At 72.6% G+C, this 26,730-nt stretch carries 21 protein-coding genes and 4 pseudogenes; 14 read left to right on the forward strand and 11 right to left on the reverse strand.

What is annotated here, in order from left to right; genetic code table 11:
* Positions 1-49: 49 nt before the first annotated feature.
* Together ACZ4EF_RS07595 and ACZ4EF_RS07600 are read right to left on the reverse strand one after the other, a co-directional pair.
* Positions 50-1,756: an MFS transporter gene (locus ACZ4EF_RS07595; protein ID WP_467503289.1), complete on the reverse strand. Its 1,707-nt coding sequence runs from the start codon at positions 1,754-1,756 to the stop codon at positions 50-52.
* Between the two features lie 279 nt (positions 1,757-2,035).
* A complete protein-coding gene (locus tag ACZ4EF_RS07600; protein ID WP_467503393.1) occupies positions 2,036-3,721 on the reverse strand; it encodes a cellulase family glycosylhydrolase in 1,686 nt (561 codons plus the stop codon).
* A 362-nt stretch (positions 3,722-4,083) separates the two neighbouring features.
* Between ACZ4EF_RS07600 and ACZ4EF_RS07605 the strand changes: the two genes are divergently transcribed.
* Positions 4,084-5,022, forward strand: coding sequence for a siderophore-interacting protein (locus ACZ4EF_RS07605; RefSeq protein ID WP_467503292.1), 939 nt, complete (start codon positions 4,084-4,086; stop codon positions 5,020-5,022).
* Between the two features lie 282 nt (positions 5,023-5,304).
* Here ACZ4EF_RS07605 and ACZ4EF_RS07610 read toward each other — a convergent pair.
* Positions 5,305-5,574 (reverse strand): annotated as a pseudogene (locus ACZ4EF_RS07610) (ABC transporter permease); the annotation flags it as partial.
* A pseudogene (locus tag ACZ4EF_RS07615) lies at positions 5,574-5,903 on the reverse strand (PadR family transcriptional regulator); the annotation flags it as partial. The pseudogenes ACZ4EF_RS07615 and ACZ4EF_RS07610, both read right to left, overlap by 1 nt.
* A gap of 154 nt (positions 5,904-6,057) precedes the next feature.
* Between ACZ4EF_RS07615 and ACZ4EF_RS07620 the strand changes: the two are divergent.
* On the forward strand, positions 6,058-7,650 hold the full coding sequence (locus ACZ4EF_RS07620) for an amino acid permease (protein WP_467503294.1): 1,593 nt from the start codon (positions 6,058-6,060) through the stop codon (positions 7,648-7,650).
* A 96-nt stretch (positions 7,651-7,746) separates the two neighbouring features.
* Here the strand turns inward: ACZ4EF_RS07620 and ACZ4EF_RS07625 are convergent, their stop codons facing one another.
* A complete protein-coding gene (locus ACZ4EF_RS07625; protein WP_402712379.1) occupies positions 7,747-7,935 on the reverse strand; it encodes a hypothetical protein in 189 nt (62 codons plus the stop codon).
* A 168-nt stretch (positions 7,936-8,103) separates the two neighbouring features.
* Here ACZ4EF_RS07625 and ACZ4EF_RS07630 point away from each other — a divergent pair, with 168 nt between their 5' ends.
* Positions 8,104-8,232, forward strand: a complete 129-nt coding sequence (locus ACZ4EF_RS07630; RefSeq protein ID WP_402712378.1) for a hypothetical protein — start codon at positions 8,104-8,106, stop codon at positions 8,230-8,232.
* Between the two features lie 10 nt (positions 8,233-8,242).
* On the opposite strand, the gene ACZ4EF_RS07635 is transcribed toward ACZ4EF_RS07630, so the two are convergent.
* Positions 8,243-10,075, reverse strand: a complete 1,833-nt coding sequence (locus ACZ4EF_RS07635) for a sensor histidine kinase (protein WP_355332936.1) — start codon at positions 10,073-10,075, stop codon at positions 8,243-8,245.
* A gap of 49 nt (positions 10,076-10,124) precedes the next feature.
* Positions 10,125-10,853: a response regulator transcription factor gene (locus tag ACZ4EF_RS07640; RefSeq protein ID WP_355332939.1), complete on the reverse strand. Its 729-nt coding sequence runs from the start codon at positions 10,851-10,853 to the stop codon at positions 10,125-10,127.
* Between the two features lie 111 nt (positions 10,854-10,964).
* Here ACZ4EF_RS07640 and ACZ4EF_RS07645 point away from each other — a divergent pair, with 111 nt between their 5' ends.
* The 5 genes and pseudogenes from ACZ4EF_RS07645 to ACZ4EF_RS07665 form a co-directional block, all read left to right on the forward strand.
* Complete coding sequence (locus ACZ4EF_RS07645) at positions 10,965-11,660, forward strand: hypothetical protein (RefSeq protein ID WP_467503297.1); 696 nt, start codon at positions 10,965-10,967, stop codon at positions 11,658-11,660.
* Positions 11,661-11,788: 128 nt separating this feature from the next.
* A complete protein-coding gene (locus ACZ4EF_RS07650; protein ID WP_467503299.1) occupies positions 11,789-13,246 on the forward strand; it encodes a peptidoglycan-binding protein in 1,458 nt (485 codons plus the stop codon).
* Positions 13,243-13,929: an ABC transporter ATP-binding protein gene (locus ACZ4EF_RS07655; RefSeq protein ID WP_355332945.1), complete on the forward strand. Its 687-nt coding sequence runs from the start codon at positions 13,243-13,245 to the stop codon at positions 13,927-13,929. Before ACZ4EF_RS07650 ends, ACZ4EF_RS07655 begins: the two co-directional genes overlap by 4 nt.
* A gap of 158 nt (positions 13,930-14,087) precedes the next feature.
* Complete coding sequence (locus ACZ4EF_RS07660; RefSeq protein ID WP_355332948.1) at positions 14,088-15,266, forward strand: ABC transporter permease; 1,179 nt, start codon at positions 14,088-14,090, stop codon at positions 15,264-15,266.
* Positions 15,267-15,301: 35 nt separating this feature from the next.
* A pseudogene (locus ACZ4EF_RS07665) lies at positions 15,302-15,465 on the forward strand (diadenosine tetraphosphate hydrolase); the annotation flags it as partial.
* Between the two features lie 128 nt (positions 15,466-15,593).
* Here the strand turns inward: ACZ4EF_RS07665 and ACZ4EF_RS07670 are convergent.
* Entirely contained in the window at positions 15,594-16,133 is a 540-nt protein-coding gene (locus ACZ4EF_RS07670; protein ID WP_401306796.1) for a GNAT family N-acetyltransferase, read from the reverse strand.
* Between the two features lie 135 nt (positions 16,134-16,268).
* Here ACZ4EF_RS07670 and ACZ4EF_RS07675 point away from each other — a divergent pair, with 135 nt between their 5' ends.
* Positions 16,269-16,514: a hypothetical protein gene (locus tag ACZ4EF_RS07675; RefSeq protein WP_401306793.1), complete on the forward strand. Its 246-nt coding sequence runs from the start codon at positions 16,269-16,271 to the stop codon at positions 16,512-16,514.
* A gap of 67 nt (positions 16,515-16,581) precedes the next feature.
* Here the strand turns inward: ACZ4EF_RS07675 and ACZ4EF_RS07680 are convergent, their stop codons facing one another.
* Together ACZ4EF_RS07680 and ACZ4EF_RS07685 are read right to left on the reverse strand one after the other, a co-directional pair.
* Positions 16,582-17,361: an SDR family NAD(P)-dependent oxidoreductase gene (locus ACZ4EF_RS07680; protein WP_401306790.1), complete on the reverse strand. Its 780-nt coding sequence runs from the start codon at positions 17,359-17,361 to the stop codon at positions 16,582-16,584.
* A 64-nt stretch (positions 17,362-17,425) separates the two neighbouring features.
* A pseudogene (locus ACZ4EF_RS07685) lies at positions 17,426-18,121 on the reverse strand (DUF1731 domain-containing protein); the annotation flags it as partial.
* A gap of 146 nt (positions 18,122-18,267) precedes the next feature.
* On the opposite strand from ACZ4EF_RS07685, the gene ACZ4EF_RS07690 reads away from it, so the two are divergent.
* On the forward strand, positions 18,268-18,708 hold the full coding sequence (locus ACZ4EF_RS07690) for a VOC family protein (RefSeq protein ID WP_391046260.1): 441 nt from the start codon (positions 18,268-18,270) through the stop codon (positions 18,706-18,708).
* 42 nt (positions 18,709-18,750) lie between these two features.
* Here ACZ4EF_RS07690 and ACZ4EF_RS07695 read toward each other — a convergent pair whose 3' ends face one another.
* Positions 18,751-19,323 (reverse strand): TetR/AcrR family transcriptional regulator, encoded by a 573-nt coding sequence (locus tag ACZ4EF_RS07695; protein ID WP_401307280.1) that lies wholly within the window; start codon positions 19,321-19,323, stop codon positions 18,751-18,753.
* A 233-nt stretch (positions 19,324-19,556) separates the two neighbouring features.
* Between ACZ4EF_RS07695 and ACZ4EF_RS07700 the strand changes: the two genes are divergently transcribed.
* From ACZ4EF_RS07700 to atzF, 4 genes are all read left to right on the forward strand, one after another.
* Positions 19,557-20,426, forward strand: coding sequence for an urea amidolyase associated protein UAAP1 (locus ACZ4EF_RS07700; RefSeq protein ID WP_467503303.1), 870 nt, complete (start codon positions 19,557-19,559; stop codon positions 20,424-20,426).
* Positions 20,423-21,175, forward strand: a complete 753-nt coding sequence (locus tag ACZ4EF_RS07705; RefSeq protein WP_467503305.1) for an urea amidolyase associated protein UAAP2 — start codon at positions 20,423-20,425, stop codon at positions 21,173-21,175. Before ACZ4EF_RS07700 ends, ACZ4EF_RS07705 begins: the two co-directional genes overlap by 4 nt.
* The gene (gene uca, locus ACZ4EF_RS07710; RefSeq protein ID WP_467503307.1) at positions 21,172-24,768 is read left to right on the forward strand and encodes an urea carboxylase; all 3,597 of its coding nucleotides are present in this window, start codon (positions 21,172-21,174) and stop codon (positions 24,766-24,768) included. Before ACZ4EF_RS07705 ends, uca begins: the two co-directional genes overlap by 4 nt.
* 315 nt (positions 24,769-25,083) lie before the next feature.
* Positions 25,084-26,724, forward strand: coding sequence for an allophanate hydrolase (gene atzF, locus ACZ4EF_RS07715; protein ID WP_467503309.1), 1,641 nt, complete (start codon positions 25,084-25,086; stop codon positions 26,722-26,724).
* Positions 26,725-26,730 lie beyond the last annotated feature (6 nt).

The following is a 26,730-nucleotide window of genomic DNA, read 5'->3' on the forward strand; positions in this document are numbered from 1 at the left end:
GTGTCATTTCTTGAGCACGGCGGGCGATTTCGCGGGTGTGCCGTGTGCCTCAGGCGGGTTCCGCCGCGAGCGCCGCCATTTCGCGGTCCACCGCCGCCTGGTGCTCATCGGCGTCCTGCTTGGCCCGCTTGGGACTCCAGCGACCGGCCATCACGAACACGAACGGCAGGAAGAGGACTTGGCCGCCGACACAGATCCACCACCAGGTACGCCACTGGCCGGGGCCGTCGTGCGCGGCCTTCTGCACCTTGGCGCCGTACTTAGTGAGCACCGCCAACTGCGGCTGCGCCTTCTGGACCACGGCGAGGTCGGCGGGGCCGACCTCCTGGACCGCCTGCTGGGTGAGGGCCGCGGGCGCCTTGCCCGGCGGGTACTTGCCCAGTTCCGCGAAGAGTTGGGGATGGGCGTTGACGACGGCGAGCGCGGGCGCCGCCTGCCGCTGCGCGACGGTGACCTCGGTGCCGTGGTCGACCAGCGGGGTGACGGAGGTGACCAGCACCGGGATGAAGGCGGCCGAGACCGCCACCACGATCCTGATCGTCCAGCCCCACACCGCCAGGCCCGTCGCGGTGGCCGCCGGATTGTGCTTCTCGACGGTCTCGGTGAAGCTCGCCATCCACGGCCCGTAGGCGATGCCGCTGAAGACGCCGATCCCGATGAACAGCCACGCGAAGGTGTAGTAGCCGGTGGTGGGGTGGGTGGCGCGGGAGGCGAAGATCGCGGTCACCACGATGGAACCGACCGCGCCCACGATCATGAACGGCTTGCGCACCTTGAGCCGGTCGGAGATCACGCCGATCACCACCAGGGCGATGGCGTTCGCCGCCCAGTACCAGTTCGCGACCGCGTTGGCCCGCTGCTCGGTGTAGCCGTAGGTGGTCGCGAAGTAGACGACGAAGTTGCCGACGGCCGCGAAGTACAGCAGCAGGAAGAGCGAGATCGCCAGCGCGGAGCCCGCCACGTCGAGCCGGAGCATCTGCCGCCACTCACCGCGCCTCGCGGCCTGCGGGTCGATGCCCTTGGCGCGCGCCTCGACCAGCGCCCGGTCCCGCAGCGTCACCATGATCTGGTCGCGCAGTCCGGGGGACAGCTCGCGCAGCGCGAAGATCGCGATCACGAAGACCACCAGGCCGGAGACGCCGGAGTAGCGCAGCTCGTCCTGCCAGCTCGACGTGTCCAGGGTGTTGCTGGTGACGGTGGTGACGACGAGGCTGCCGATCACCGGCCCCATCGTCCAGGCGCCCATCGCGGTGGCCCGCCCGACCTGCGGCGAGAAGTCGCGGATCAGCGCGGGCGTGGCCACGAGCACGATGCCCTCGATAAAGCTGACCAGCGCGAACAGCACCAGATACGTGGTCTTGCCGCCCGCGTTCGGCAGTCCGAGGAAGACCAGCAGCGACGCGACGAGCAGCCCGTAGACCACCAGATTCGCCCGCCCCCAGCGGTCGGCGAGCCCGGCCACCAGCGAGGCGAAGGCGCCTACCGCGTTGCCGATCACCGAGACCCACACGAAGTAGCGGTAGGTCATGTCGAAGTGCGTGATGATCGACGTGGCGACCGCGTACTGGATGTAGAGCATGTAGTACAGCACGACCGTGGTGATCACCACGGTCGCCAGATACGCCATACGACGCCCGGTGGCCGGATATTCGGCCAGGTCACGGCGGTAGAGCCGACTGAGCGCGGTACGGGCGCCTGCGGACCGGGCGTCGGGCCCGGGTCTGTCGGCGTCGAGCGGCGTCGGGGTGGCGGACATACGGCTCCTCCTGGAGATGCTTGGAGACCGGGTGGAGTGGCACGGGGACGGCACTGCTGCGGCCCCTCGGGGGTGCGGTGCGGCCGGCCCCGAAGGTGTGGCCAGAGGCTAGTACCGACTGGTCGGTATGCCTAGGGGTCTGCACGGGGTCAATTCCGCGTCGCATCAAGGCCGGGGCGGGCCGCGCCGGCCCCGCGCGCAACGGCGACCGGCGGGCCCCTGGACGGGACCCGCCGGTCGGTGGCGCCCCGCGGGGAGCGCCGGCACATCAGTGGTGCGTCAGGTGGCGGTGCAGGTCAGCGCGGGTGCGCCGAGGGTGCCGCTGGAGGTGCCCTGGAGGCCGAAGGTGGTCGTGGCGGCCGGGGCGAGCGCGGCGTTGTAGGCGAGGCTGCCCGCGGTCACCGCCGCTCCGGTCTGGTGGATGTCCGCGTTCCAGCCGCTGGTCTCCTGCTGCCCGCCCGGCCACGTCCAGGTGACCTTCCAGCTCTTGGTCGCGGCCGTACCGGAGTTGGCCACGGTCACGGTGGCGGTGAAGCCGCCGCTCCACTGGTTGTCGGTGTGCCAGGTGGCCGTGCAGCCGGAACTGCCGCCGGTCGGACCGCCGGTGGAGCCGGAGGTCGTACCGGTCGACGTACCGGTCGTCGTACCGGTGGTCGTACCGGAGGAGGTGCCCGACGAGGTGCCGGAGGACGTGCCGCTCGACGTGCCCGACGACGTACCGCCGTTGGTGGTGCCGCCGGTCGTACCGCCCGAGTCGCCGAAGCCGGGCGCCTTGATGCTGGCCAGGTAGCCGTCCTTGACGGTGTTCACCGTCGTCCAGTCGTCGTTGAGGATGCCGCCGGTGTCACCGGAGTTGGGATTCCACGACCAGAAGGTCCAACTGAAGCTGTCGCCGCCGTAGGTGCTGGTCGGCCGCAGGTAGTCCACCAGCGTCCGCAGCCAGGTCTGGTCGACGGTCGACTGGAGGGTGGTGCCGAACTCGCCGACCCAGACCGGGGCGATGTTCTGCTTGAACAGATAGCCCCAGTACTTGTCCCAGATCGCCGACATGTTCGCCGGGAAGCTCGGGTCGCTGAACCACGGCTGCTGGGCGACGCTGGTCGCGTAGTCGTGCGCCGAGTAGACCACCCGGTTCGCCACGTTCAGCTCGACCGGGTACTGCCCCGCGCCCATCAGGTTGCCGCCCCACCAGCCGGACGTCCCGTTGAAGGTCTGGACGCCCTCCACGAAGATCAGCAGATTGGGGTTGACGCCGAGGACGGCGTTGCCGCCGCGCTCGGCCGCCAGACGCCAGTCGATCGTGGTGTCGCCGCAGCCCCAACAGGCCGGGTCGTGCGGCTCGTTGTGCAGGTCGATGCCGACGACCGCCGGGTTGTTCAGGTAACGGGTCGCCATCGCCTTGAGGTTGGTGATCCAGGTCGACTCGGGGACGGCGGCGGTGTACCAGAGCGCGGACTGGCCGCCGGAGTCCGGACGGTGCCGGTCCAGGATGACCCGCAGCCCTATGGAACCGGCGTAGTTGACGATCTTGTCCATCACGCCGAGGGAGTTGAGGCCCTGGAGGTCGGCGTTCATGCCGCCGGAGTAGTTGATGCTGGAGGGCATCGTGCCCTTGAAGATGTCGTCGCTGTACGGCAGTCGGATCGTGTTGTAACCGAGCTGCTTCATCTGGTCGATCATGCTCTTGTAGTCGCGCGACCAGATGCCGTGGGCCACGTAGTTGCTGGTCTCGAAGCCGAACCAGTTGACGCCCGCGATGCGGACCGACTTGCCCGTGGAGTCCAGGATCTGGCGTCCGCTGGTGTGCCAGTAGCCGGTGGCGGCCTCGGCCGCCGCCGGAGCCGCGGGCGCGCCCGCCGCCGTGGCGTGCGTCTGTCCGGCGAGGGAGAGCAGCGCGAGCAGCGCCGCCGCGACGGCGGCGGCCAGAAAGACCCGCAGCCTGTTCGTTTTTCTCAGGGGGCTCAGCGAGCCCGGAAAGGGGACCACGGTGGCGATTCCTCTCGGTGGGGGGACGGAACGCTTCAGTTCGTGGTGGGGGTGGACGGCGGAAGCCTGGTGGGAGCGCTCCCATTCGTAACCGTATGGAAGCGAGGACACGCGAGTGGCGTCAAGAGGAAACACAGGCTTCAAGTAGTGAAGCCGGAGAGGGGGCGGGGCCGGGGGCCGCACTGAAGAGGTGCCGGAGTGGGGTGCTGGAGTCATACGAGCGGGGTCGCCGACACCTGGCCCGTAATCAGTTAGGCTTACCTAACTAAGCCTGGGGGAACAGTCCGGGCGCAGCGCGAACCACGCAGTACGGCACAGCACCGAGAGAGCGGAGCACGCCCATGGCAGACCGACCGGTGGGACGGGCGACGGACCAGCAGACGGGCGCGGCGACGCAGGACCCGCGGGCCGAGGAGCGGGCGGCACCCGCCGCCGTCGAGCGCCCCGCGCGCCGGGCCCCGCGGCTGAACCACGCCCGCGTGATCCGTTCCGAGCGCGTCACCCCGCACATGATCCGGGTGGTGCTCGGCGGCGACGGGCTCGCCGGGCTTCCCGTGGGCGACTACACCGACCGTTACGTCAAGCTGGTCTTCGCGCCTCCCGGGGTCACGTACCCCGAGCCGCTGGACATGGAGGCCGTCCGCCGCGACCTGCCGCGCGAGCAGTGGCCGACCACCCGTACGTACACCGTGCGCGCCTGGGACCCGGTCGCGCCCGAGATGACGATCGACTTCGTCCACCACGGCGACGAAGGGCTGGCCGGGCCCTGGGCGGCCGGTGTCCGGCCGGGCGACGGCATCTACTTCATGGGCCCCGGCGGTGCCTACGCGCCCGACCCCGCCGCCGACTGGCACCTGCTCGCGGGCGACGAGAGCGCGCTGCCCGCCGTCGCCGCGGCGGTCGAGCAACTGCCGCCGGGGGCACGGGCGAAGGTCTTCGTGGAGGTCGAGGGCCCGGCGGAGGAGCAGAAGCTGGCCACCTCGGGCGACGCCGAGATCGTCTGGCTGCACCGCGGTGCCCGGCCGGTCGGCGAGGCGCTGGTCGAGGCCGTCACCGGTCTCGAGTTCCCGCCCGGTGACGTCCAGGTCTTCGTCCACGGCGAGGCCGGTTTCGTCAAGGACCTCCGCCGCCACCTCCGCCTCGACCGCTCGATCCCCCGCGAGCGCCTGTCGATCTCCGGCTACTGGCGCCGCGGCGCCGACGAGGACGGCTGGCAGGCGTCCAAGCGGGAGTGGAACGAGCAGGTGGAGCGCGAGCAGGAGAGCGGCGCCGGGCGCTGAGCGCGCGGCGGGCGTGAGCGCGCGGCGGGCGTGAGCGCGCGGCGGGCGTGAGCGCGCGGCGGGCGTCCCTGACGGTGACGGACGGGGAGCGGGGCCGACCCGTTGCCCGCCCGGCCGCGGACGGAACGTCCCCCGGCCGTGGACACGCGCGGCAGCGGCCCGCCACCCGTTCGGCCCGAGTGGGTGACCGGGGGCGGGCCGTCCGCCGCGCGGGGCGAACCGCTGCCGCCGGGAGCCGCCTTCGCCACTCGGGCCGTTGATGCCGCTCGGGCCGGAGGGCTGGACCGACTTCTGGTACGAGCGGAAGGTGCGGGTCGACAGCCACACCGCGACCAGGACCAAGGCGAGCAGGCCGCCGCCGCGGCTGAGGACGTCGCCCCGGTCGGGGTCGGCGGACATCGCGGAACGGCCCGCGACCAGAGCCCAGTTGACCGGGTTGACGTCGGCGATGTGCCGCATCCAGGACGGCGTCAGGCCGGGTGCCATGAAGGCGGAGGACAGGAAGGTCAGCGGCAGCAGCAGGAACGTGTTGATGCCGATGATGCTCTCGCGACCATGTGGGCCTGGAATTCGGTCTCCACCACGAAGATCCGGGGCAGTTCACCGTCCAGCTTGTCCAGGACACCGCGCAGGGCCGCGCTGTGCACTTCCGGCGTGTTGGCCCGCTCGGCGAGCAGTTCCGCCACCTCGTCCGGGTCCAGCGCCATGATCAGCGACAGCGCGGACTCGAAGGCGGGGTACTCCCTGGCGGGCACGGCCACCATGTCGGCGAGCCAGTCGTGCATCTCGGTGCGGCCCTCGGCGGTGAGCCCGTAGAGCGTGCGCTCCGGCCGGTTGCCCTGCCGCTGGACGCCCGCGACCTCCACAAAGCCGTGCTTCTCCGCAGGCCGTCGGTACTCCCGCACGGTGAGGCGCCCGCGCGCGAGGCGGGGTGAGGACTTCGGCCCGCGCGCGACACGGCCGTGTCATTCCGGCGAAACACCGGGTCCCTAATTTCTGTCGCCCGACAGGAATTCGTGACAGGGGGCCAGGCCCATGACCGCCACCGCACCTTCCGAGGTCCGCTCAGACCCGCCGGACCACGGCACCGCCGCCGACGCCGCGGGCACCGACGCGCCGGGCACCGACGCCGCGGGCACCGACACCGCGGGGCTCGCGGGCTTCGGCTACCGCCAGGAACTGCACCGCAGCCTCGGCCGGTACGCGTCCTTCGCCGCCGGTTTCTCCTTCATCTCGGTGCTGACCACCGTCTTCCAGTTCTTCGCCTTCGGCTACTCCTTCGGCGGCCCGCGCTTCTTCTGGACCTGGCCCGCCGTCCTGATCGGCCAACTCCTCGTCGCCGCCTGCTTCGCCGAACTCGCCGCCCGCTACCCGATCTCCGGCGCCGTCTACCAGTGGTCGACCCGGCTGAGCAACGCCGTCTTCGGCTGGTACGCGGGCTGGATCATGGTCATCGGCCAGGTCGTGGTGGTGGCCGCCGCCGCGCTCGCCCTCCAGGTCGTCCTGCCCGCCGTCTGGTCCGGCTTCCAGCTCATCGGGACCGATACGTCACCGGTCTCGTCGGACGGCGCGGCCAACGCGGCGCTGCTCGGGATCGCGCTGCTCGTCCTGACCACCGTCGTCAACCTCCTCGACAACACGGTGATGTCGCTGGTCAACCGGATCGGCGTGACCGCCGAGATCATCGGCGCCGTGCTCATCGTCACGCTGCTCTTCACGCACGCCGACCGCACGCCGTCGGTGACCGTGCACGGCGGGGGCGGCTCGTCGGCGCTGCTCGTCAGCTCGATCGCCGCCGCGTACGTGATGATCGGCTTCGACAGCGCGGGCGAGATGAGCGAGGAGACCCGCGATCCGCAGCGCGTCGCGCCCCGTACGATCCTGTCCGCGCTCGCCGCGGCCGGCGCCCTGGCCACGCTCCTCGTCCTCGCCGCCCTGCTGGCCGCGCCCAGCCTCACCGACGGGCGGCTCGGCACCGAGGGCCTGTCCTACGTGCTCACCAGCCGGCTGGGCGACGGTGTCGGGCGCGCATTGCTCTGTGACGTCGCGGTGGCCGTCACCGTGGCGACCCTCGCCATCCAGACGTCGGCCACCCGGATGCTCTTCTCGATGGCCCGCGACCGGGCACTGCCCTTCTCCGGGCCCCTCGCCCGCGTCTCCCCCCGCACCGGCCAGCCCCCCGCCCCCGCCCTCGTCGTCGGCGTCCTCGCCGCGGCCCTCCTGCTGCTCAACTTCGGCTCCCCCGACGCCTTTCTCGCCATCGGCACCACCTGCATCGTCATGCTCTACCTCGCCTACGCGATGGTCACAGGCCCCCAACTCCTGCGCCGCCTGCGCTCCCCCCTCCCCCCGGCCACCGACCCCTCCGGCAACCCCCTTTTCTCCCTGGGGCGTTGGGGCCTCCCCGTCAACGCCCTCGCCCTCCTCTACGGCCTCGCCATGACCGTCAACCTCGCCTGGCCCCGCGCCACCGTCTACGACCCCTCCGGCGGCCACTGGTACTTCCAGTGGTTCACCCTGCTATTTTTGCTGGCCGTGCTGCTGGTGGGCTTCCTCTGGCGGACCCTGAGGGCACATCGGGGGCGCGTGGCCCCCGAAGGGGCAGCGGTTCCAGCGCCGACTCCATGACAGCCGCCGTGGTGTCGTCGCCCACCGGCCACAAGCCTGTGTACTCGTCGAGCGTGATCGACGGCTTGCTGTGGCCGAGTCGCACCTGAACGGTCTTCACGTTTCTCGTTGTTCTTGATCGGACACGACGGCGTACCAGTCGCGGAGCCCGTGGAGCGTCAGCTTCTCGGGCACCCGCGCCACCGATCCGACAGCGATCAGGACGCGGTTCGCGTCCTCGCGCATCCACTTCCGAATTCGTGCCCACGCCGACCGGCGGATCGGCCGCCGCCGCATCGTCGCCATCGCCCCCGCCTACGCCGCACCGATCGGCGAATGGCTCTCCGGCAGCGCCTCTGTCCGGGAACGCGTCATGCGCGGTCTCGACCCCGCGGACCGCGCCGCGGTCATCACCGCCCTGCACGCCTACGAGGCCGCAGTGGCCGCCCTTGGCGCCGACGGGTGATACCTGGGGTGACGGAGCAGCGAGACGTCTCTCGCTCCGGCCGGGACAGCACCACATCCTGGCCCGACCTCAAAGCGGCCGGGACGGCGCTGGAACCCGGCGTGATCCTGGACGGCGAGGCCGTCGTGTTCACCTGAGGTGTCGAGCTCAGCGCTCCCGGCGGTCCTTCGCCGCCCCGGCGGGGTCGCGCCGCAGAGGCGGTGCGGCGGCGGACGGCAGGTGGAGGGTGAAGAGCGACCCCGCGCCCAAAGTGCTGGACACCGTGACCCGGCCGCCGTGCGCCTCAGTCAACTGGCGAACGATCGCAAGGCCGAGGCCGCTGCCGCCCGTCAGCCGACTGCGGGACTTCTCCGACCGCCAGAAGAGGTCGAAGACGTGCGGCAGCTCCTCATCGCTGATGCCGCTGCCGGTGTCGGCGACCTCGATCAGCACCGACCGGTCCCGGACGGACGTCCGGACCTCGACGCTGCCGCCCGGCGGGGTGTGCCGGACCGCGTTGGACAGCAGGTTTCCGACGGCCTGCCGCAGCCGCAGCGCGTCGGCAGTCAGCTCCGGATCGCCTTCCGCGGACCAGGTCAGCGCGACCCGCGCGGTGCGGGCGGCGTCACGGTGGGCGGCGCAGACCCACTCCACGACCTCCGCGGCCCGGACCCGCTCGGTGTGCAACCGGAAGGTGTGCGCGTCGTCGGCGGCCACGTCACGCAGGTCGTCAATAATGTGCTGGAGCAGCAGCGCCTCACGCAGCAGCCGCGAGGTCAGGGGCCGGTCGGCGACCGCCACGCCGTCCTCGACCGCCTCCAGCCAGCCCCTGATGTTGCTCAGCGGGGTGCGCAGCTCATGGGCGACGTCCCGGACCATCGCCTTGCGCTGGTCCTCCAGGCGTTCGCGGCGCGCGGACAGGTCGTTGAAGGCGACCGCGAGCGAGCCGATCTCGTCGTCGGTGGAGACCGGGACCCGGTTGCGCGCCTGGTCGGGCCGCTGGGCGGCCTCGGTCAGGGTGCGCAGCGGCCTGATCAGCCGGGTCGACATCAGCACAGCGGCGGCGACGGTGACCGTGAGCACCAGGGCGGCGACCTCGACGATGCGGACGGCGTTCGCACCGGTCAGGGCGAAGCCGGTGGTGTCGGCGCCCGGAACGCCGGTGACGAAGAGCAGGGCACTGGGCGCCACGTAGGGAGCGAGCTGTTCGCGGCGCCCGTCCTCGACACAGCCCTCGGTGATCCGGCCTGCGTCCATGGGCGCGTAGAGCGTCTCGATCGACTGCGGACCGATGTAGTCGAGACCGATCCGGATGGGCGACATCCCCTGGCGGCGCAGACACGGGTTGACCAGGCCCTCCAGTTGGTGGAGGGCGGCGGCCTCGGTCGGGGTGGGGCGGGTCAGGATCCTGCTCTGGCCGCCGCACACGTCGGGGATCACGGGGGCGGCGGCGGTGAGGGACTCGGTGGTGACCCGGGGCCGGCCGCTGGGGGCGTAGCTGATCTGCGACGGCTCGCCCAGCTTGAGCAGGCACCCGGTGATGCTCCGCGCCGAGGCCGCGAGTGCCGTCCGCTCCGCGGCGGTGAGGCGATAGGGGCCGACAGCCCGCGGGTCGATCGGGGTGGCGCCGGTGCCACCGGTCAGTGAGGAGTCCACCGCGAGCGGGTTGACGACTGCGGACACCGCGGCGGGCAGTGCGGCGTGGTCGGCCGCCGCGGAGTCGGCCAGCGTCCGGCGCTGCGGGGTGGTCAGGACGATACGGCGCCCGGTGCGCTTGGCCAGCGACGCCACGTCGGGGGCCACCGCGTCCCAGCTGCGGTGGGTGGCCGCGTAGCCGAGCAGCGCGTCGTAGACCTGGGCGTCCCGGGCCAGTACCTGCCCCTGCTCCTGCCGCAGCGCGTGGGACGTGGTCGTCGCGGCCAGCCAGGCGGTCGCGGCGATGGAGCAGACCGCGATCAGCACGGAGGTGGCGAGCAGCCGCACCATCAGGCTCTTGCGCAACGGGACGCCGCGTCTGCTACGGGTACGGCTCCTACGGGTGCGGCGGTCGCTACGGGGCACGGTGGCCGCGATCCGTGCGGTCCCGGCCGTTCGCACCGTCCGTCAACTTGTAGCCCACCCCGAAGACGGTGACCAGGCGCGCCGGGCGGCGCGGATCGGCCTCGGTCTTCCGGCGCAGGTTCATGACGTGCATGTCGATGGTGCGCTCGGAGGTGTACGCGTCCGTGCCGGAGACCTCCCGCAGCAGTTGGGCGCGGGTGAAGACCCGGTCGGGCTTCGCGGCCATCGCCGCCAGGATCTCGAACTCGCCGCGTGTGCAGTCCACGACATCGGAGTCGATCCACACCTGGTGCCGGGCCGGATCGACGGTGAGGCCGCCCACGTGCAGGGTGAGCCGCGACCACCCGCCGGACCGTTGGGAGCGGAGCAGGAGCGTGCGTACCCGGGCCATCAACTCCCGCGGGCTGTACGGCTTGGTGACGTAGTCGTCGGCGCCCAGGCCGAGGCCGAGCAGCAGATCCTCCTCGTCCGTCCGCGCGGTCAGCATCAGCATCGGCACGTCGCACTCCCGGCGCAGGATCCGGCACACGTCCATGCCGTCCACCTCGGGCATCATCACGTCGAGGATGAGCAGGTCGGGCCGGAATCTGCGGGCCTGGTCGAGGGCTTCACGGCCGTCGCGGGCGACGACCACGCCGTGGCCCTCATGCTCCAGATACCGCTGGAGGAGTTCGGCGTGCGTCTCGTCGTCCTCCGCGACCAGGACACGTGCGCTCATGCGACGACTGTAGAGCCGTACAGGTGCGATCCGAAGAGACCGGAAATACGAAAAACAGAATTCTGACAAGTCTCTGACCAGGTGCCCACACCCCTTGTCCACGATGTGGTCATGCCGATCACGACCCCAGCCACGCCCTTCCCCCGCCGCAGCCTGTCCCGTCACGCGGCGTTGACCGCCGCCGGTCTGGCCGCGGTCACCGCGCTGGCCTCCCTGACCGCGTGCGGCGGTTCCCACTCCTCCGAGGGTGCCCGCGGCAGCGGTGTGGCATCGCTCGCCGCCACCTCGCCACCCGCACCGGGCTCGGGGCCGTCGTCGGGGTCCTCGACGTCAGCGGCGGGCGAAAACCCGGCGGCACCGGCACCCGACCCGTCCAACAGCGCCTCCGGTCGTCCCCAGATACGGCTCGACGACTCCCCCGCGACCCAGATGCGCCTCACCAACGCCTACGCGTCCTGCCTGATCCAGCACGGTGCCACCCGCGAGACCGGGGGTGCGGGCAAGGAGCAGGGCGGAATCCAGGCAATCGGCGTGAAGGACGGTGCCCCGCGGGCCGCGATCATCGCCTGCGAGTCGAAGGAGCCGCTCATGCCGACCAGCGAGGACCCGGACAACCCGCACGCCAGGGACTACGTGCGGGACGAGGTGAACTGCATCAACCGCAAGGGCTACGAGACGGTCAGAGCCTACGAGGGCGGCTTGAGCTGGACCTACGTGCGGGCGCCCCGCACCCAGGAGCAGGGCGAGAAGGCCATGGCGGCGGAGCGGGCCTGCCACATCCAGGTGTACTCGCACGTGTACCCGTAGGGAAACGGGAGCGGGTGCGCGGGGGCGGTGCCGTGACGGCCGCCGCCGACCGGGCCGGGCAGCGGCCGTGGTGAACAGGAGCTCGGAAAGTACGTGTGCGACCGATGATGAAACAGAGGGGCCGGGTCATGGCCGACAGCAAGAGCCCCAGACACCGGGCGGGCGGCGGCGGTGCGTCGCCCGGCGGTGATCTGCTCGGGGCCGGGGCCGGGGACGGGGGCGGACCGCCGGGCGACGACGGCCGCGGGGACGAGGAGTCGGCCGCGCCGTCCCGGCGGCCGGGCGGGCGGGCGCTCGTCAGCCTCGGGGTGGCGGCAGCCGTCGCGGCAGCGGCCGTGGGGGCGGTCGTCATGCACCACGACAGCAGGTCCCCCGGCCGGGGGACGGCGTCGACGCCGGTGCAGACCGTCGCCGTGGTGCGTACCGACCTTTCCAGCTCGCAGAGCCTCAGCGGGACGCTGGGCTTCGGAAAACCGGTGACGGTCAAGGGCGCGGGCACCGGCACGGTGACCCAGCTCCCCGCGCAGGGGGAGAACGTGTCCCGCGGCCGTCCGCTGCTGCGGGTGGACGACCACCCCGTCATGCTCTTCTACGGCAGCACTCCGCTGTTCCGGCCGCTGGACCGGCGGGGGCTGGTGGGCCGGGACGTGGCGATGGTCGCGGCGAACTTGAAGGCGCTCGGCTACGACATCGGCGCGCAGCCGTCCGTCGGCAGCACGATCCGGCAGGCCGACGCGCCCGCGGCGGGCAGCGGGTCCGCGACCTCCGGCACGGACGGCTCAGGACCGGGCCACGGCTCCGGCTCCGGATCGGGTGCGAGCTCGGCTCCCGGCGCCGGCTCGGGCTCCGGGCCGGCATCCGCGACCGCCGGTACGACGGCCCCGCCCGGCGACGGCCCGCCCGCGGCGCCCCCGGCGTCGCCGACGACGGTCGTCGTGCGGCGCGGGGACGGTGTGCTCACCTCGTCCCTCATGGCGGCGCTGAAGCGCTTTCAGCGGACGTTCGGCATTCCGGCCACCGGCACCCTCAGCCCGGGTGACGTGGTGGTGCTGCCCGGCAGGGTCCGGGTCAGCGGAGTGCAGGCGGCCCTCGGGGACCCCGCCGCCGAGCCGCTGATGTCCGTCACCCTGGCCGACAAGACCGTCACCGTGCCCGCCGACCCGGACGCCGTGAGCAGCATCAAGGAGAACGACCGTGTCGTCGTCACCCTGCCGGACAGCTCCACCACGCCCGGCCACGTCGCCACGGTGAGCACCACCGTCCAGGAGCAGGGTTCGGCGGGCGGCGGCTCGGGTGACGACTCCGGCAACGCGCCCCAGCAGAACGTCTCGGTGGCGCTGGACCGGCCGGCCGACGTACGGAACCTGGACTCCGCCCCCGTGCAGGTCGAGTTCACCGGCAAGGTCGAGAAGGGGGTGCTGGCGGTGCCGGTCGGCGCGCTGCTGGCGCTCAGCGGCGGCGGCTACGCGGTGCAGCTGAGGAGCGGCACCCTGGTCGCGGTGCGCCTCGGGATGTTCGCCAAGGGTCTCGTCGAGATCACCGGGACGGGTATCACCGCCGGCACCCGGGTGGTGACGGCCGCGTGAGCCCGGTCCTGGCCGTACGCGGCGCCAGCATGGCCTACCCCGGCGGCGTTCTCGCCCTCGACCGGGTCTCGCTGACCATCGAGGAAGGCGAACTGCTGGGCATCGTCGGTCCCTCCGGCTCCGGCAAGTCCACGCTGCTCAACATCATGGGCACCCTGGACCGTCCCACCAGCGGCGTGGTGGAGATCGCCGGGCAGGACGCGGCGCTGCTCTCCGACCGGCGCCTGTCGGCGCTGCGCGGGCGGTGGCTCGGTTTCGTCTTCCAGCAGTTCCACCTCACCGAGGGGCTCAGCGCCGCCGAGAACGTCGCCACCGGCCTGTTGTACGCGGGGGTCCCCCGGCGCAACCGGCGGCGGCTGGCACTGGAGGCCCTGGCGCGGGTCGGCCTGGCCCGGCGGACCGCGCATCTGCCGCACCAGCTCTCGGGCGGTGAGAAGCAGCGCGTCGCCATCGCCAGGGCGCTGGTCAACGATCCCGCGCTGGTGCTGGCCGACGAACCGACCGGCGCGCTGGACACGGCCAACGGGACGGCGGTCCTGGACCTGCTGGGCCGGCTCAACGAGGAAGGCACGACCATCGCCGTCATCACACACGACCTGGGCATCGCCGCCCGGCTGCCTCGCCGGCTCCAAATCCTCGACGGCCGCCTGGTCGCCGACATCCGGCAGGGGGAGCCGGTATGAGCGGTCCCGACGCGGCCCGCCGACAGCCGCCCCGCCATGGTTCCGGTCTCGGCCTCGGTTCTGACTCGGATTCAGCCGCGGGTCCACCCGCTCGTACGGGGGCCGGGCCCGCTCCCGCGCGGGCCGCACGACCGCCCCTGCGCACGGCGCCGGTCCGATTGGCGCCCTTCGACCTGCTCGGGCTCGGCCTTCTCGGCATCCGCACCCGCAAGCTGCGCGCCGCGCTGTCCGCGCTGGGTATATCCATCGGCATCGCCACGCTCATCGTCGTGACCAGCATCCCGGCGTCCAGCCAGCGATCCCTCTTCAACCAGCTCACCGCGCTGGGGACCAACATGCTCCAGGTCAGCTACGACCCGAACGCGAAACCCGCCGTGGTCCTGCCGCCGGAGTCGGTGGCGATGGTCTCCCGGATCGGCCCGGTCACCATCGCCAGCGCGGTGGCCAACCTCAATCTGCCCGTCGAACGCTCCGACAAGATCCCGGCCACCTACGCCACCGGGCTGACCACACTCGCCACCCAGCTCAACCTGCTGCCCGCCGTCAACGGCAGCATGGCGTCCGGCACGTTCCTCACCGCGGCGACGGAGCGGTTCCCGGTGGCCGTCCTCGGTGCGACGGCAGCCAATCGGCTCGGCTTCCCCGAGGTCCTGACCGGCCGGACACCGCCGCTGATCTTCGTCGGGAAGACGTGGTTCAGCGTGGCGGGCATCCTCAAGCCGGTGCCGCTGCATCCGGACCTCGACACGTCGGTGCTGGTCGGCTGGGACATCGCGGCGACCGAGCTCGGTTTCCACCGCAGCCCCACCGTGATCTACGTCAAGGCCCCGGACGACGAGATCGACGCGGTGCACGCCGTCCTGCCCGCCACCGTCAACCCGCGGCTGCCGGGCGTCGTCCGGGTCAGCAACCCCTCGTCGGTGCTCGCCGCCAAGCAGGCGACCCGGACCACCTTCTCCGCGCTCTTCCTCGGCCTCGCGGCCGTCGCCCTGCTGGTCGGCGGTATAGGCGTGGCCAACACCATGTACATCTCCATCCTGGAGCGCCGCCGCGAGATCGGCCTGCGCCGGGCCCTCGGCGCCAACCGCGGCCAGATCCGCGCCCAGTTCCTCACCGAGTCGGCCGTGCTGTCCGGCATCGGTGGCGCGGCGGGCACGCTGATCGGGGTCGCGGCGAGCTTCGCCTACTGCGCCTACCAGGGCTGGCCGACGGTCATCCCGCCTGCGGCCCTCGCCGCGGGCCTGCTGGGCGCGGTCCTGATCGGCATGATCGCCGGCGCCTACCCGTCGGTACGGGCCTCCCGGCTGACGCCGACTCAGGCCCTCAGCGCCACCTGAGGAGCAGCCGCGGTCCCGCGCGGGTGTGAGCTCACTTGCATGCCCACGTCTGGCCGCGTTCGGGTGGGAGCCGGCCGATCTGGTGGGCAAGCCTGTGTGGCTGTATCCGGGCGACCGGTGGACCGACGAGGGCTTCAGGCTGGGGCCGCAGCATGACGTACTGCGGGACGGGATCGGGAGCGAACTGGATCGGTCGCGTCCGATGGGTGACGTGGTGCGTGTCCCGCAGGGGTCATGCTGCTGGTGGGCGCCGATACGCACGGACGTGAGCGCCCGTCACCGCCGGGCAGGCCCGGCCTCTGACGTGGATTCCGGTGTCTCTCCCGGTCAGCGATGCGCGCCGACCCGTCGGGCCAGCACTTGTCCCGGCCACGTCCCGAACAGGAAAGGATCGGTGGGAACGAATCCGTTGCGCTCATAGAACGCGACGAGTTCGCCGCCGCCGCCCGCCCAGCAGTCGACCCGCAGCAGGTCGACGCCTGCCCGCCGGGTCTCCCGCACGGCATGGGCCAGCAGCGTCGCCCCGATGCCGAAACCGGCGTGCCGTCGGTCGGAGACCAACAGCCGTACATACCGCTCGGGTTCCCCGGCCGGGGCGATCGGCATCTGGGGACTGGGCCCGGAGTCCAGCACCATGGCCCCGACCGGTGCTCCGCCCAACTCCGCTATATGTGGGGCGCCTTCGGTCATGTACCGCTCGACCCGCTCCGCACCACCGGGCTTCTTCGAATACGGTGTCGTGCCCCACTGCTCGGTATTGCCGCGATCGTTCATCCAGACCACGGCGGAGTCGAGCATGTCCAACACGGCTGGTGCGTCGGCCGGGCTGCCCGGCCTGATCCGTATCACACGCGTGTCGTCGCTCATGGCGAAAGCCTATGGGGCGGCGCCGACAGGGGGACGGTTACCGGACTCTTCCCGCGAACGTCCCGGATACCCTGGGCGGCCAATGGCTCAACTCCGCAACTCCGCCGACGCCTTGACGCGGCTTTCGCGTCGAGGATGGTGATGTTCACGGGCTGCGTCACGTGCTCGCGCATCGAACCGGGCTCGCTGTTCACAAGCTTCTTCCGCATCGACGTGGAGCAGTGGCCCTGCCTGCATGTCCGGCGCCTGGCGCTGGCGTTCCGTGACGACCCGGACTATTGCGAGGGGTGGCTGCCGGAACAGGCCCTTCATGTGTCCGGGAGGCTGTTCCGGCAGGAGAGCAGCGAAGAGTGGCCGCCCGTGCGGCCTCCCGGCGCGTGAGCGACCGCACCCGCTCGCACCGGGGCCTACCGCGTCCTGCCAGGGCCCACCCCGTCCTCCCGCCCCGTCAGTGAACGGAGAATCCGCCGTCGACGAAGACCGCCTGGCCGGTGACGTAGCCGGAGGCGCGGCTCGCGAGGAAGACCGCCGCGCCCGCGAAGTCCTCGGGCAGGCCGTTGCGCCCGACCATCGTGCGGGCGGCCAGGGCCGCCACCTTCTCGGGGTCGGACGACAGGCGCGCATTGAGGGGGGTCATGACGAATCCGGGCACCAGGGTGTTGCACGTGACGCCGTACGGCGACCACGCCTCGGCCTGCGAGCGGGCCAGTGACTCCAGCGCCCCCTTGGAGACGCCGTAGGCGCCGCTCTGGACGAAGGCCCGGTGCGCCTGCTGGGAGGTGATGTGGATGATCCGCCCGAAGCCGCGCTCCGCCATGCCGGGCCCGAAGCGCTGCCCCAGCAGGTAGGGCGCCTCCAGGTTGACCGCCATCGTGGTGTCCCACACGTCCTCGCCCAACTCGCCCATCGGGGGCCGCAGGTTGATCCCGGCGGAGTTGACGAGGATGTCGGGTTCGCCGAACGCCTCGGCCGCCTCCTCGGCGGCCACGCGCATGCCGTCACGCGTACTCAGGTCGGCGCTCACCCAGGCCGCCCGGCAGCCGTCGGCCGCCAGCTCGCCGACCGTCGCGGCCAGCTCCGCCTCCCGGCGCGCCACGACCACGACGCTCGCCCCCGCGTGCGCGAGGGCCCCGGCGACAGCGCGGCCGATGCCGGAACTGCCGCCGGTCACCACGGCGACCCGTCCCTCCAGCGAGAACAGTTCGGAGAGGTAGGTCTGTGACGTCATGCCCGGATCCTAAACGGCGGGCCCGCGGCGACAACGACCAGGCCAGCCGCAGGCCCGTGGCCGGTTACGCGGCATCGCCCGATTCACGGACCCGCTTCGTGGCAACGCGCCGCGGCCTGGCCCGCTCCACGAGGGACGTGGCGGCGCTCCCCCACTCGGGACAGGCGAAAGTGAACCCGGCCGCGAGCAGCCGCCCCGGCACCACCCGACGGCTCTTGAGCAGCAGCTCCGTGTCCGAGCGCAGCGCGAACGCCCCCAGCTCGGCCATCCAGCGCGTCGCGGGCAGCCCCAGCGGGACGCCCCAGGCCGCGCGCAGCGCCCGCATGAAGTCGCGCTGGGGAAGGGGGCCGGGCGAGGCGAGGTTCACCGGCCCCTCGATGTCGTCGCGCGCGATCAGGAACTCCACCGCCCGCACGAAGTCCTCGTCCTGGATCCAGGAGACGTACTGCGCGCCACCGGCGACCGGGCCGCCGAGCCCGAGGCGCGCCAGTCGTGACAGCACGTCGAACACACCGCCCCGGTCCGGGCTCATGACCATCGCCGAGCGCAGCGCCACCTTGCGGGTCACGGGGGTCGGCGCCTCGGTCTGCGCGCGCTCCCAGTTCTCGGCGATCGCGACGCTGTACGCCCAGTAGTCCGGCACTCCGTCCTCCGAGCCGCCGATCACTCCGGTCGCCTCGTCGTGTGCCGCGTCGAAGCGGTGGGCGTAGACCGTCGCCGTACTCATCTGGAGCCAGAGGCGCGGTGACCGCGCGGCGGCGCGGCCCCTGCCCGAAGATGTCGAGAACGAGCGATGCCGAGGGCGAGCGATGTCGGGCACGAGAGATGTCGAGAACGAGCCATCGGCTCCGTCCCAGGAACAGCGGCGGTCGCCACCGGCCGCGCGAGGACGAAGGAGAGACCAGCATGGCCATTCAGCGGATGGACAACGTCGGCATCGTCGTCGAGGACATGGACGCCGCCATCGCGTTCTTCGTGGACCTCGGTATGGAGCTGGAGGGCAGGGCCGAGGTCAAGGGCCGCTTCGCCGACCAGTGCACCGGACTCGACGGCGTCCACTGCGACATCGCGATGGTCAGGACCCCGGACGGTCACAGCCGGCTCGAACTGGCCAAGTACCGCAGCCCCGAGGCGATCAGCGGCGGACCGCGCGACCGGCCCCACAACATCCTGGGCACCCACCGCGTCATGTTCGCCGTCGACGACATCGAGGACACCGTGGCCCGCCTGCGCCCCCACGGCGCCGAAGTCCTCGGCGAGATCGCCCGGTTCGAGGACAGCTTCCTGCTCTGCTACGTCCGGGGCCCGGAGGGCATCATCGTCGGGCTGGCCGAGCAACTGAGCTGAGCGGGCAGCTCAGTTCGGCCACCTCCTCGGCGGTCCCCCGGCTCAGGGAGCGGGGATGTCCGCGATGCGCAGGGCCGCGTCGGCGGCGGCGCGGGCGAAGGCGGGGACGGGGCGGCCCGGGGTGGAGCGGTGCACGAGGATGACGCCCTCGATGAGGGCGAAGATCAGGTCGGTGCGGAGGGCCAGTTCGGGGGCGGGCAGCGCGCGCCCCGGGGCGGTGGCGGCCAGCAGGCGGGCGTAGGCGGCCTTGAGGTCGGCGCGGGCGCGGCGGAAGGCGGTGAAGCGCTCGGCGGCGACCTCGGGCAGGAGGTAGAGGGCGCCGAGATTGTACGGCCCCGCGCAGAGGAGTTCTGCGTCGTAGCGGCACAGGTCCCAGAGCCGGGCCTCGGCGGGGCGGGTGTCGTCGGCGAGCAGCGCGCGGGCCAGGTCGAGGGACGGGGTGACCGTGCCTTCGAGGAGTTCGGCGAGCAGATCCTCCTTGCCGCCGACGTAGTGGTAGATCGACGCCTGCCGCATCCCGGCCCGCTCGGCGACCGCCCGCGTGGTGGTGGCGGTATAGCCGCGCGTGGTGAAGAGTTCGGCCGCCGCCGCGAGCAGTTCCTCGCGCACGCTCATGCCGCTGTCCGGCCGCTGCTGGGCGCGCGGCCTGCCGACCCGTTTTCCGCTCGTGCTCACCCGCCGATCGTCGCACGCGGCGACGCGACGACGACGGCGGGCAGTCCGGTGAGGGGCCGGTAACCGGGCGGCAACAACCGGGCAATCGCCGTGAAGCCACCGCCGCCTAATTTCTGTCGAGCGACAGAAATTCGTGTGGAGCAGGAGCCGTGAGACGACGGAGGTGCAGCCCCGTGGCGACAGGGACGACCGGTGGAAGGAAGACCGGCCAGAGCACGGCCCGCAGGACATCCCGCAGGGCCCCGCGCCCGACCGGGACCACGTACGAGGCCAGGGAGCACGCCCGCGCCCAGGAAGGGGCCCGCGCCGCCGCGATGCCCCAAGTGCCCGCGCCCGAGGGCCTGTTGTGGTCGGAGACCGTGGCGGGCGGCGGCTACACCCACAAGGTGCTGGCCCGCGGCAGCGAACTGCGGCTCGCCGACCCGACCGGCGACGCGTGCGCGCACGTCCTGCTCTTCGTGGACGGCCGCCCCTGGGAGCGGCTGAACGCGGCCGACACCGTCAAGGTCCAGTGGAACGCGTATCTCGGCGCGGGCCGCCTCCTGCTGTCCGACCAGGGCCGTGTCCTCGCCTCCCTGGTCTCGGACACCAGCGGGCGGCACGACACGCTGTGCGGTACGTCGTCGGCTGCGCGCAACACCGCGCGGTACGGGGACGGTTCGGCGCAGGGCCGCTCCCCCGCGGGCCGCGAGCTGTTCCTGCTGGCCGCCGCCAAGAACGGGCTGGGGGCCCGCGACCTCCCGGCGTCGCTCTCCTTCTTCCAGGGACTGCGCGTGGAGCCCGACGGGGCACTGGAGTTCATCGGTTCCGCGGGGCCCGGCACGAGCGTGACCCTGCGCGCCGAGCAGCCGCTGACCGTACTGCTGGCCAATGTGCCGCACCCGCTGGACCCCCGACCGGCCTACACCTGCGGCCCGTTGGAGGTACGCGCACGGCCCGGCGCCGCCACCACGCCCGGCGACCCGCTGTGGGACACGACACCCGAGGGCCGCCGCGCCTTCCTCAACACCGCGGAACACCTCACCGCCAGGGGGATCGTATGAACGGCCAGAAGGTGACGGACGACCGGGGCCGTACGGACGACGCGGACGGCGCGGACCGGACCGGCGGCCAGGACCGTACCGAGGGCCCGTCCCCCCGGGGCGGCGCGACCTCCGTGACCGTACCGGCGCGGGCACCCTGGTCCGCGGTGATCCCGGCGGGCGGCCACCTCACCATCACCGACCTGCACGGCAACCAGGCTGTGGACTTCCTGGTCTACGACGCCCACGACACCGCCGTCCGCTACAGCGCGCCCGACACCGTACAGGCCCAGGGCAACCTCTTCCTGACCACCGGCAGCGTGCTGCTGTCCAACGCGCACACCCCGCTGATGACCGTGGTCGCCGACACCTGCGGGCGGCACGACACGATCGGCGGCGCGTGCTCCAAGGAGTCCAACACCCTGCGGTACGGCCACCACACGTGGTCGCAGCACGCCTGCGTGGACAACTTCCTGTCCGAGGGCGCGCGTTACGGCCTCGGCAAACGCGACCTGGTGAGCAACGTCAACTGGTACATGAACGTGCCTGTCGAGGAGGACGGCACCCTCGGCATCGTGGACGGCATCTCCGCGCCCGGCCTTGAGGTCGAACTGCGCGCCGAGACCGACGTGTTGGTCCTGGTCTCCAACTGCCCGCAGATCAACAACCCCTGCAACGGCTTCGATCCGACGCCGGTCCTGATGACGGTCAGGACGCCGGGCCGGGCCGGGGACACCGTCGGCGCGCCGTCCGGAGAGGCGGTCCGATGACCGACGAGCCCGTGAAGCGCGCCCCCGCGCGCTTCGACACCCTGCTGGTCGCCAACCGCGGCGAGATCGCCGCCCGGATCATCCGCACCGCCCGCCGGATGGGGCTGCGCACGGTCGCGGTCTTCTCCGAACCCGACCGCGCCGCGCCGCACGTGCACCTGGCCGACGCCGCCGTACGGCTGGGCCCCGCACCGGCCAAGTCCAGCTATCTGGACGTGGACGCGGTGCTCGCGGCGGCCCGCGAGACCGGCGCGGGCGCCGTCCACCCCGGCTACGGATTCCTGTCGGAGGACGCGGACTTCGCGCGCCGCTGCGAAGCGGCGGGGCTCGCCTTCGTCGGTCCGACCCCGGACCAGCTCGAACTCTTCGGCGCCAAGCACACCGCGCGCGCCGCGGCGGAGGCGGCCGGGGTGCCGCTGCTGCCCGGCACCGGACTGCTGCCCGACGTGGACAGCGCGTTGACGGCCGCCGCGTCGCTCGGCTACCCGGTGATGCTCAAGGCGACCGGCGGCGGTGGCGGCATCGGCATGCGCGCCTGCCACTCCCCCGCCGAACTCACCGACGCCTGGGGCTCGGTGCAGCGTGTAGCGGCGGCCAGCTTCTCCTCGGCGGGCGTCTTCCTGGAACGGCTGGTGGAGAGCGCCCGGCACGTCGAGGTGCAGGTCTTCGGCGACGGCCACGGCCGCGTCCTGACCCTCGGCGACCGCGACTGCTCCCTCCAGCGCCGCCACCAGAAGGTCCTGGAGGAGGCCCCCGCGCCCGGCCTGCCCGACGCCCTGCGGGAGCGACTGGCGCTCAGCGCGCGGGCGTTGTGCGCCTCGGTCGACTACCGCTCGGCGGGCACCGTGGAATTCGTGTACGACGCGGCGCGCGGCCAGGCGTACTTCCTGGAGGTCAACACCCGTCTCCAGGTGGAGCATCCGGTGACCGAGGAGACGTACGGTGTCGACCTCGTGGAGTGGATGCTGCGGCTCGCGCAGGGCGACACACCGCTGAGCACCGGCGACGACACGCCGATTGACCTGTCGACACAGCGAGTGGGACACGCCGTGGAGGCCCGGATCTACGCCGAGGACCCCACGCGCGGCCACCTGCCGAGCGCGGGACGGCTCACCGAGGTGGTCTTCCCGCCGGGGGTCCGCGTCGACGCCTGGATCGAGACCGGCACCGAGGTCACCACCTCCTACGATCCGATGCTCGCCAAGGTGATCGCGCACGGCGCCGACCGGGCGCAGGCCCTCTCCCGGCTCGCGGACGCCCTCGCCGCGACCAGGATCGACGGCATCGAGACCAATCTGGGGCTGCTGCGGGCCGCCGTCGCCGATCCGGCGCTGCACGCCGCGACGCACAGCACCGCGACCCTCGACGCGGTCACCGACCCCACCCGCCGGATCGACGTGGTCCGCGCGGGCACCCTGACCAGCGTCCAGGACTGGCCGGGCCGCACCGGTCTGTGGCACGTCGGCGTTCCGCCGTGCGGCCCGATGGACGACCTGTCCTTCCGGCTCGGCAACGAAGCGCTCGGCAACGACGAGGGCGCGCCCGGCCTCGAATGCACCCTCCAGGGACCGGCGTTGCGCTTCAGCCACCCCACCACCGTCTGCGTGACCGGCGCCCCCGCGACCGTCACGGTCGACGGACACCCGGTGCCGCGCTGGGAGCCGGTCACCGTACCGGCGGGCGCGCTGCTCGACATCGGCGCGCCGGAGGCGGCAGGGCTGCGCACATATCTGCTGGTCGCGGGCGGCCTCGACGTCCCCCGCTTCCTCGGCAGCGCGGCCACCTTCACGCTCGGCGGATTCGGCGGCCACGGCGGCCGGGCGCTGCGCGTCGGTGACGTCCTGCACGGCGGTACGACGACGGAGGCGAGCGGCCCCGTACCGGCCTCGCTGCGGCCGGAGTGGGGGACGCGGTGGCTGATCGGCGCCGTCGAGGGCCCGCACGCCGCGCCGGAGTTCTTCACCGAGGACGACATCCGCGACTTCTACGCCGCCGAGTGGAGCGTGCACTTCAACTCCGCGCGCACCGGCGTACGGCTCGTCGGCCCGAAGCCGCGCTGGGCGCGCTCCGACGGCGGCGAGGCGGGACTGCACCCGTCCAACATCCACGACACGCCGTACGCGGTCGGCGCCGTCGACTACACGGGCGACATGCCCGTACTGCTCGGCCCCGACGGCCCCTCGCTCGGCGGATTCGTGTGCCCCGCGACCGTCGTGACCGGTCAGCGCTGGAAGCTCGGGCAGCTCCGGCCGGGCGACACCGTACGATTCGTGCCGGTCAGCGAGGACGCCGCCGCCGGGCTGCGGCGCGCGCCCGCGACCCTGCCGACGCCATCGCGGCCCGTCATCGCCGACGGGGGTGTCCTCGGGCGCGCCGAAGCGACCGCGACACGCCCGGCCGTGACGTACCGCCGCAGCGGCGACGACAATCTGCTCGTCGAATACGGGCCCATGCAGCTCGACTTGGCGCTCCGGATGCGGGTGCACGCCCTGGCGGAACACCTCGCCGCCCAACGCCTGCCCGGCGTCGTCGACCTCACACCCGGCATCCGCTCCCTCCAGATCCACGCCGACCCGGGCGCGCTGCCCACCGCCAAACTGCTCGACGCCGTGCGCGAGGCCGAGGAGCAACTGCCGCCCACCGACCGGCTCGTGGTGCCCAGCCGGACCGTGCACCTGCCGCTGTCCTGGGACGACCCCGCCACGCGTGAGGCCATCGAGCGCTACATGGCGGGCGTCCGCGACGACGCGCCGTGGTGCCCGTGGAACATCGAGTTCATCCGCCGCGTCAACGGTCTCGACTCCGTGGACGACGTGTACCGGACCGTCTTCGACGCCGAATACCTCGTGCTCGGGCTCGGCGACGTCTACCTCGGCGCGCCCGTCGCCACGCCGCTCGACCCGCGCCACCGGCTCGTCACCACCAAGTACAACCCGGCGCGCACCTGGACAGCGGAGAACTCCGTCGGCATCGGCGGGGCCTACCTCTGTATCTACGGCATGGAAGGGCCCGGCGGCTACCAGTTCGTCGGCCGTACGATCCAGGTCTGGTCCAGCCGCGCCCGCCGACAGCCGTGGCTGCTGCGCTTCTTCGACCGCATCAAGTGGTATCCGGTCTCCGCTGGCGAACTCCTCGACCTCCGGGCCGACATGGCGGCCGGGCGCCTGCCGCTGCGGGTGGAGGACGGGAGTTTCGCCCTCGCGGACCATCAGCGGTTCCTCGCCGACAACGCGGAGTCCATCGCGGCCTTCCGCGCCCGGCAGGGCGCCGCGTTCGCCGCGGAGCGCGACGCGTGGGAAGCCGCCGGTGAGTTCGCCCGCACCGACGACTCGGCCGCCGCCGTCCCGGCCCCCGCCGCCGTCACCGTGCCGCCCGGCGGCCGTACGGTCGACGCCGAATTCGCCGCCGCCGTCTGGCACATCGCCGTCCGCCCCGGCGACTGCGTCGCGGCCGGGCAGCACCTCCTGACCCTGGAGGCCATGAAGATGGAGTCCCCCGTCACCTCCCCCACCGGCGGGACCGTCGCCCAAGTCCTCGTCTCCCCCGGCGACCAAGTCACCCCCGGCACCCCCCTCCTGACTCTCTCCCCCTAACCCACCCCCTTCCGGCTCACGCCGCCTCAATCGCCGGCGGGGCTGATTTGTGCCGCCACCGCCAATCGGCAACTCGCCCCACGTGCCCCCTCACGGGCACCAAAGGCCCGACCAGCCCGCCGGGTGTGCGACGCCAGAAGCAAAAATCAGCCCACAGGCTGAGCGGCAACCCACCCCGCATGCGGCCAGGCGTGTGCGACACGCCAGAAGCAAAAAATCAGCCCGTCCGGCGATTGAGGACTAGCCCCAGCGGCAATGAGCGGCCCCCTGCCACCGCACCCGCACCCGCACCCGCACATCAGACGGAGGAAGCCCATGGAGAGCGCTCAGGACCGCGTGCGGGCCGCGTATCGGCGGATCGCGGAGGTGGACCGCCCGGAGGTGTGGATCGCGCTGCGCGCGGAGGAGGAGGTGCGGGCGGAGGCAGCGGAGGTGGACGAGAGAAGGGCGGCCGGGGAGGCGCTGCCACTGGCGGGGCGGCTGCTGGCGGTGAAGGGGAACATCGACGTGGCGGGCCTGGAGACGACGGCGGGCTGCCCGTCGTACGCGTACGCGCCGAGGGAGGACGCCCCGGCGGTGCGGGCCCTGCGCGCGGCGGGCGCGATCGTGCTGGGCAGCACGAACATGGACCAGTTCGCGACGGGCCTGGTCGGCACGCGAAGCCCCTACGGCGCGGTGCGCAACGCCGTCACCCCGGAGCGGGTGAGCGGCGGCTCCAGCTCGGGCTCGGCCGTCGCGGTGGCACTCGGCCTCGTGGACGTGGCGCTCGGTACGGACACGGCCGGCTCCGGCCGCGTCCCGGCGGCGTTCAACGGCATCGTCGGGGTGAAGCCGACCCGCGGCCTGGTGTCGACGCGCGGCGTCGTACCGGCGTGCGCGAGCCTGGACTGCGTGTCCGTCTTCGCCAGGACACTGCCCGAGGCCCGCCGCGCGATGGCGCTCCTCGCGAGCTGCGAGGCACCGCCGCGCCGCCCTGGACCGTGGCGGGTCGCGGTGGCGGCGCGAGCGCAACTCGGCGAGATGGACGCCGGATGGGCGGCGGCCTACGAGGCGGCGGCGGACCGGCTGGCCGCCGCCGGGGCCGAGCTGCGGACACTGGACCTGACGCCGTTCACGCGGGCGGCGGCGCTGCTCTACGAGGGCGCTTTCGTCGCGGAACGCTGGTCAGCCGTGGGCGAGTTCATCGAGGCGCACCGGGACGCCCCCGACCTGGACCCGACCGTCGCGGCCGTCATCACGGCGGCCCGCGACCTGCCCGCGCACCGCCTCTTCACCGACCAGCGGCGGCTGGCCGCGCTGCGCACCGAGGCCATGGCGCGACTCGGCGACGCCGACGCCCTGTTGCTGCCGACCGCACCAGGGCACCCCACGCTCGCCGAGGTCGCCGCCGACCCGCTCGGCGCCAACGCGCGCCTCGGCCGCTTCACCAACTCGGCCAACCTGCTGGACCTTTGCGCGGTCGCGGTCCCGGCGGGCACCGTCGAGGGCCGGCCCTTCGGCGTGATGCTGCTCGGCCCCGCGCACACCGACGACCGGATCGCGGACGTCGCCGCCCTGCTGGAGCCGCCTCTCCGCGTCGCCGTGGTCGGCGCCCACCTCAGCGGCCAGCCCCTCAACCACCAACTCGTCGCGCTCGGAGGCCGGTTGACGGCCAAGACCACCACCGCCCCCGCGTACCGGCTCTACGCCCTGGACACCGAACCCGCCAAGCCAGGTCTGGTGCGGACCGAGAAGGGCGGCGCCGCCGTCGAGGCCGAGGTCTGGGAGCTGACCGCCGCCGGTCTCGGCGCACTGACCGCCGCCCTGCCGCGCCCGATGGCCCTGGGCAGCGTCGAGTTGTCCGACGGCACCAGTTGCCCCGGCTTCCTGTGCGAGCCGTCGGCCCTCGACAGCGCCGAGGACATCACGGCCTACGGCGGCTGGCGCGCGTACCTCGCCGACCGGTCCGGGGCATGAACCTCG

It is taken from the genome of Streptomyces sp. NPDC025721, assembly GCF_055558595.1.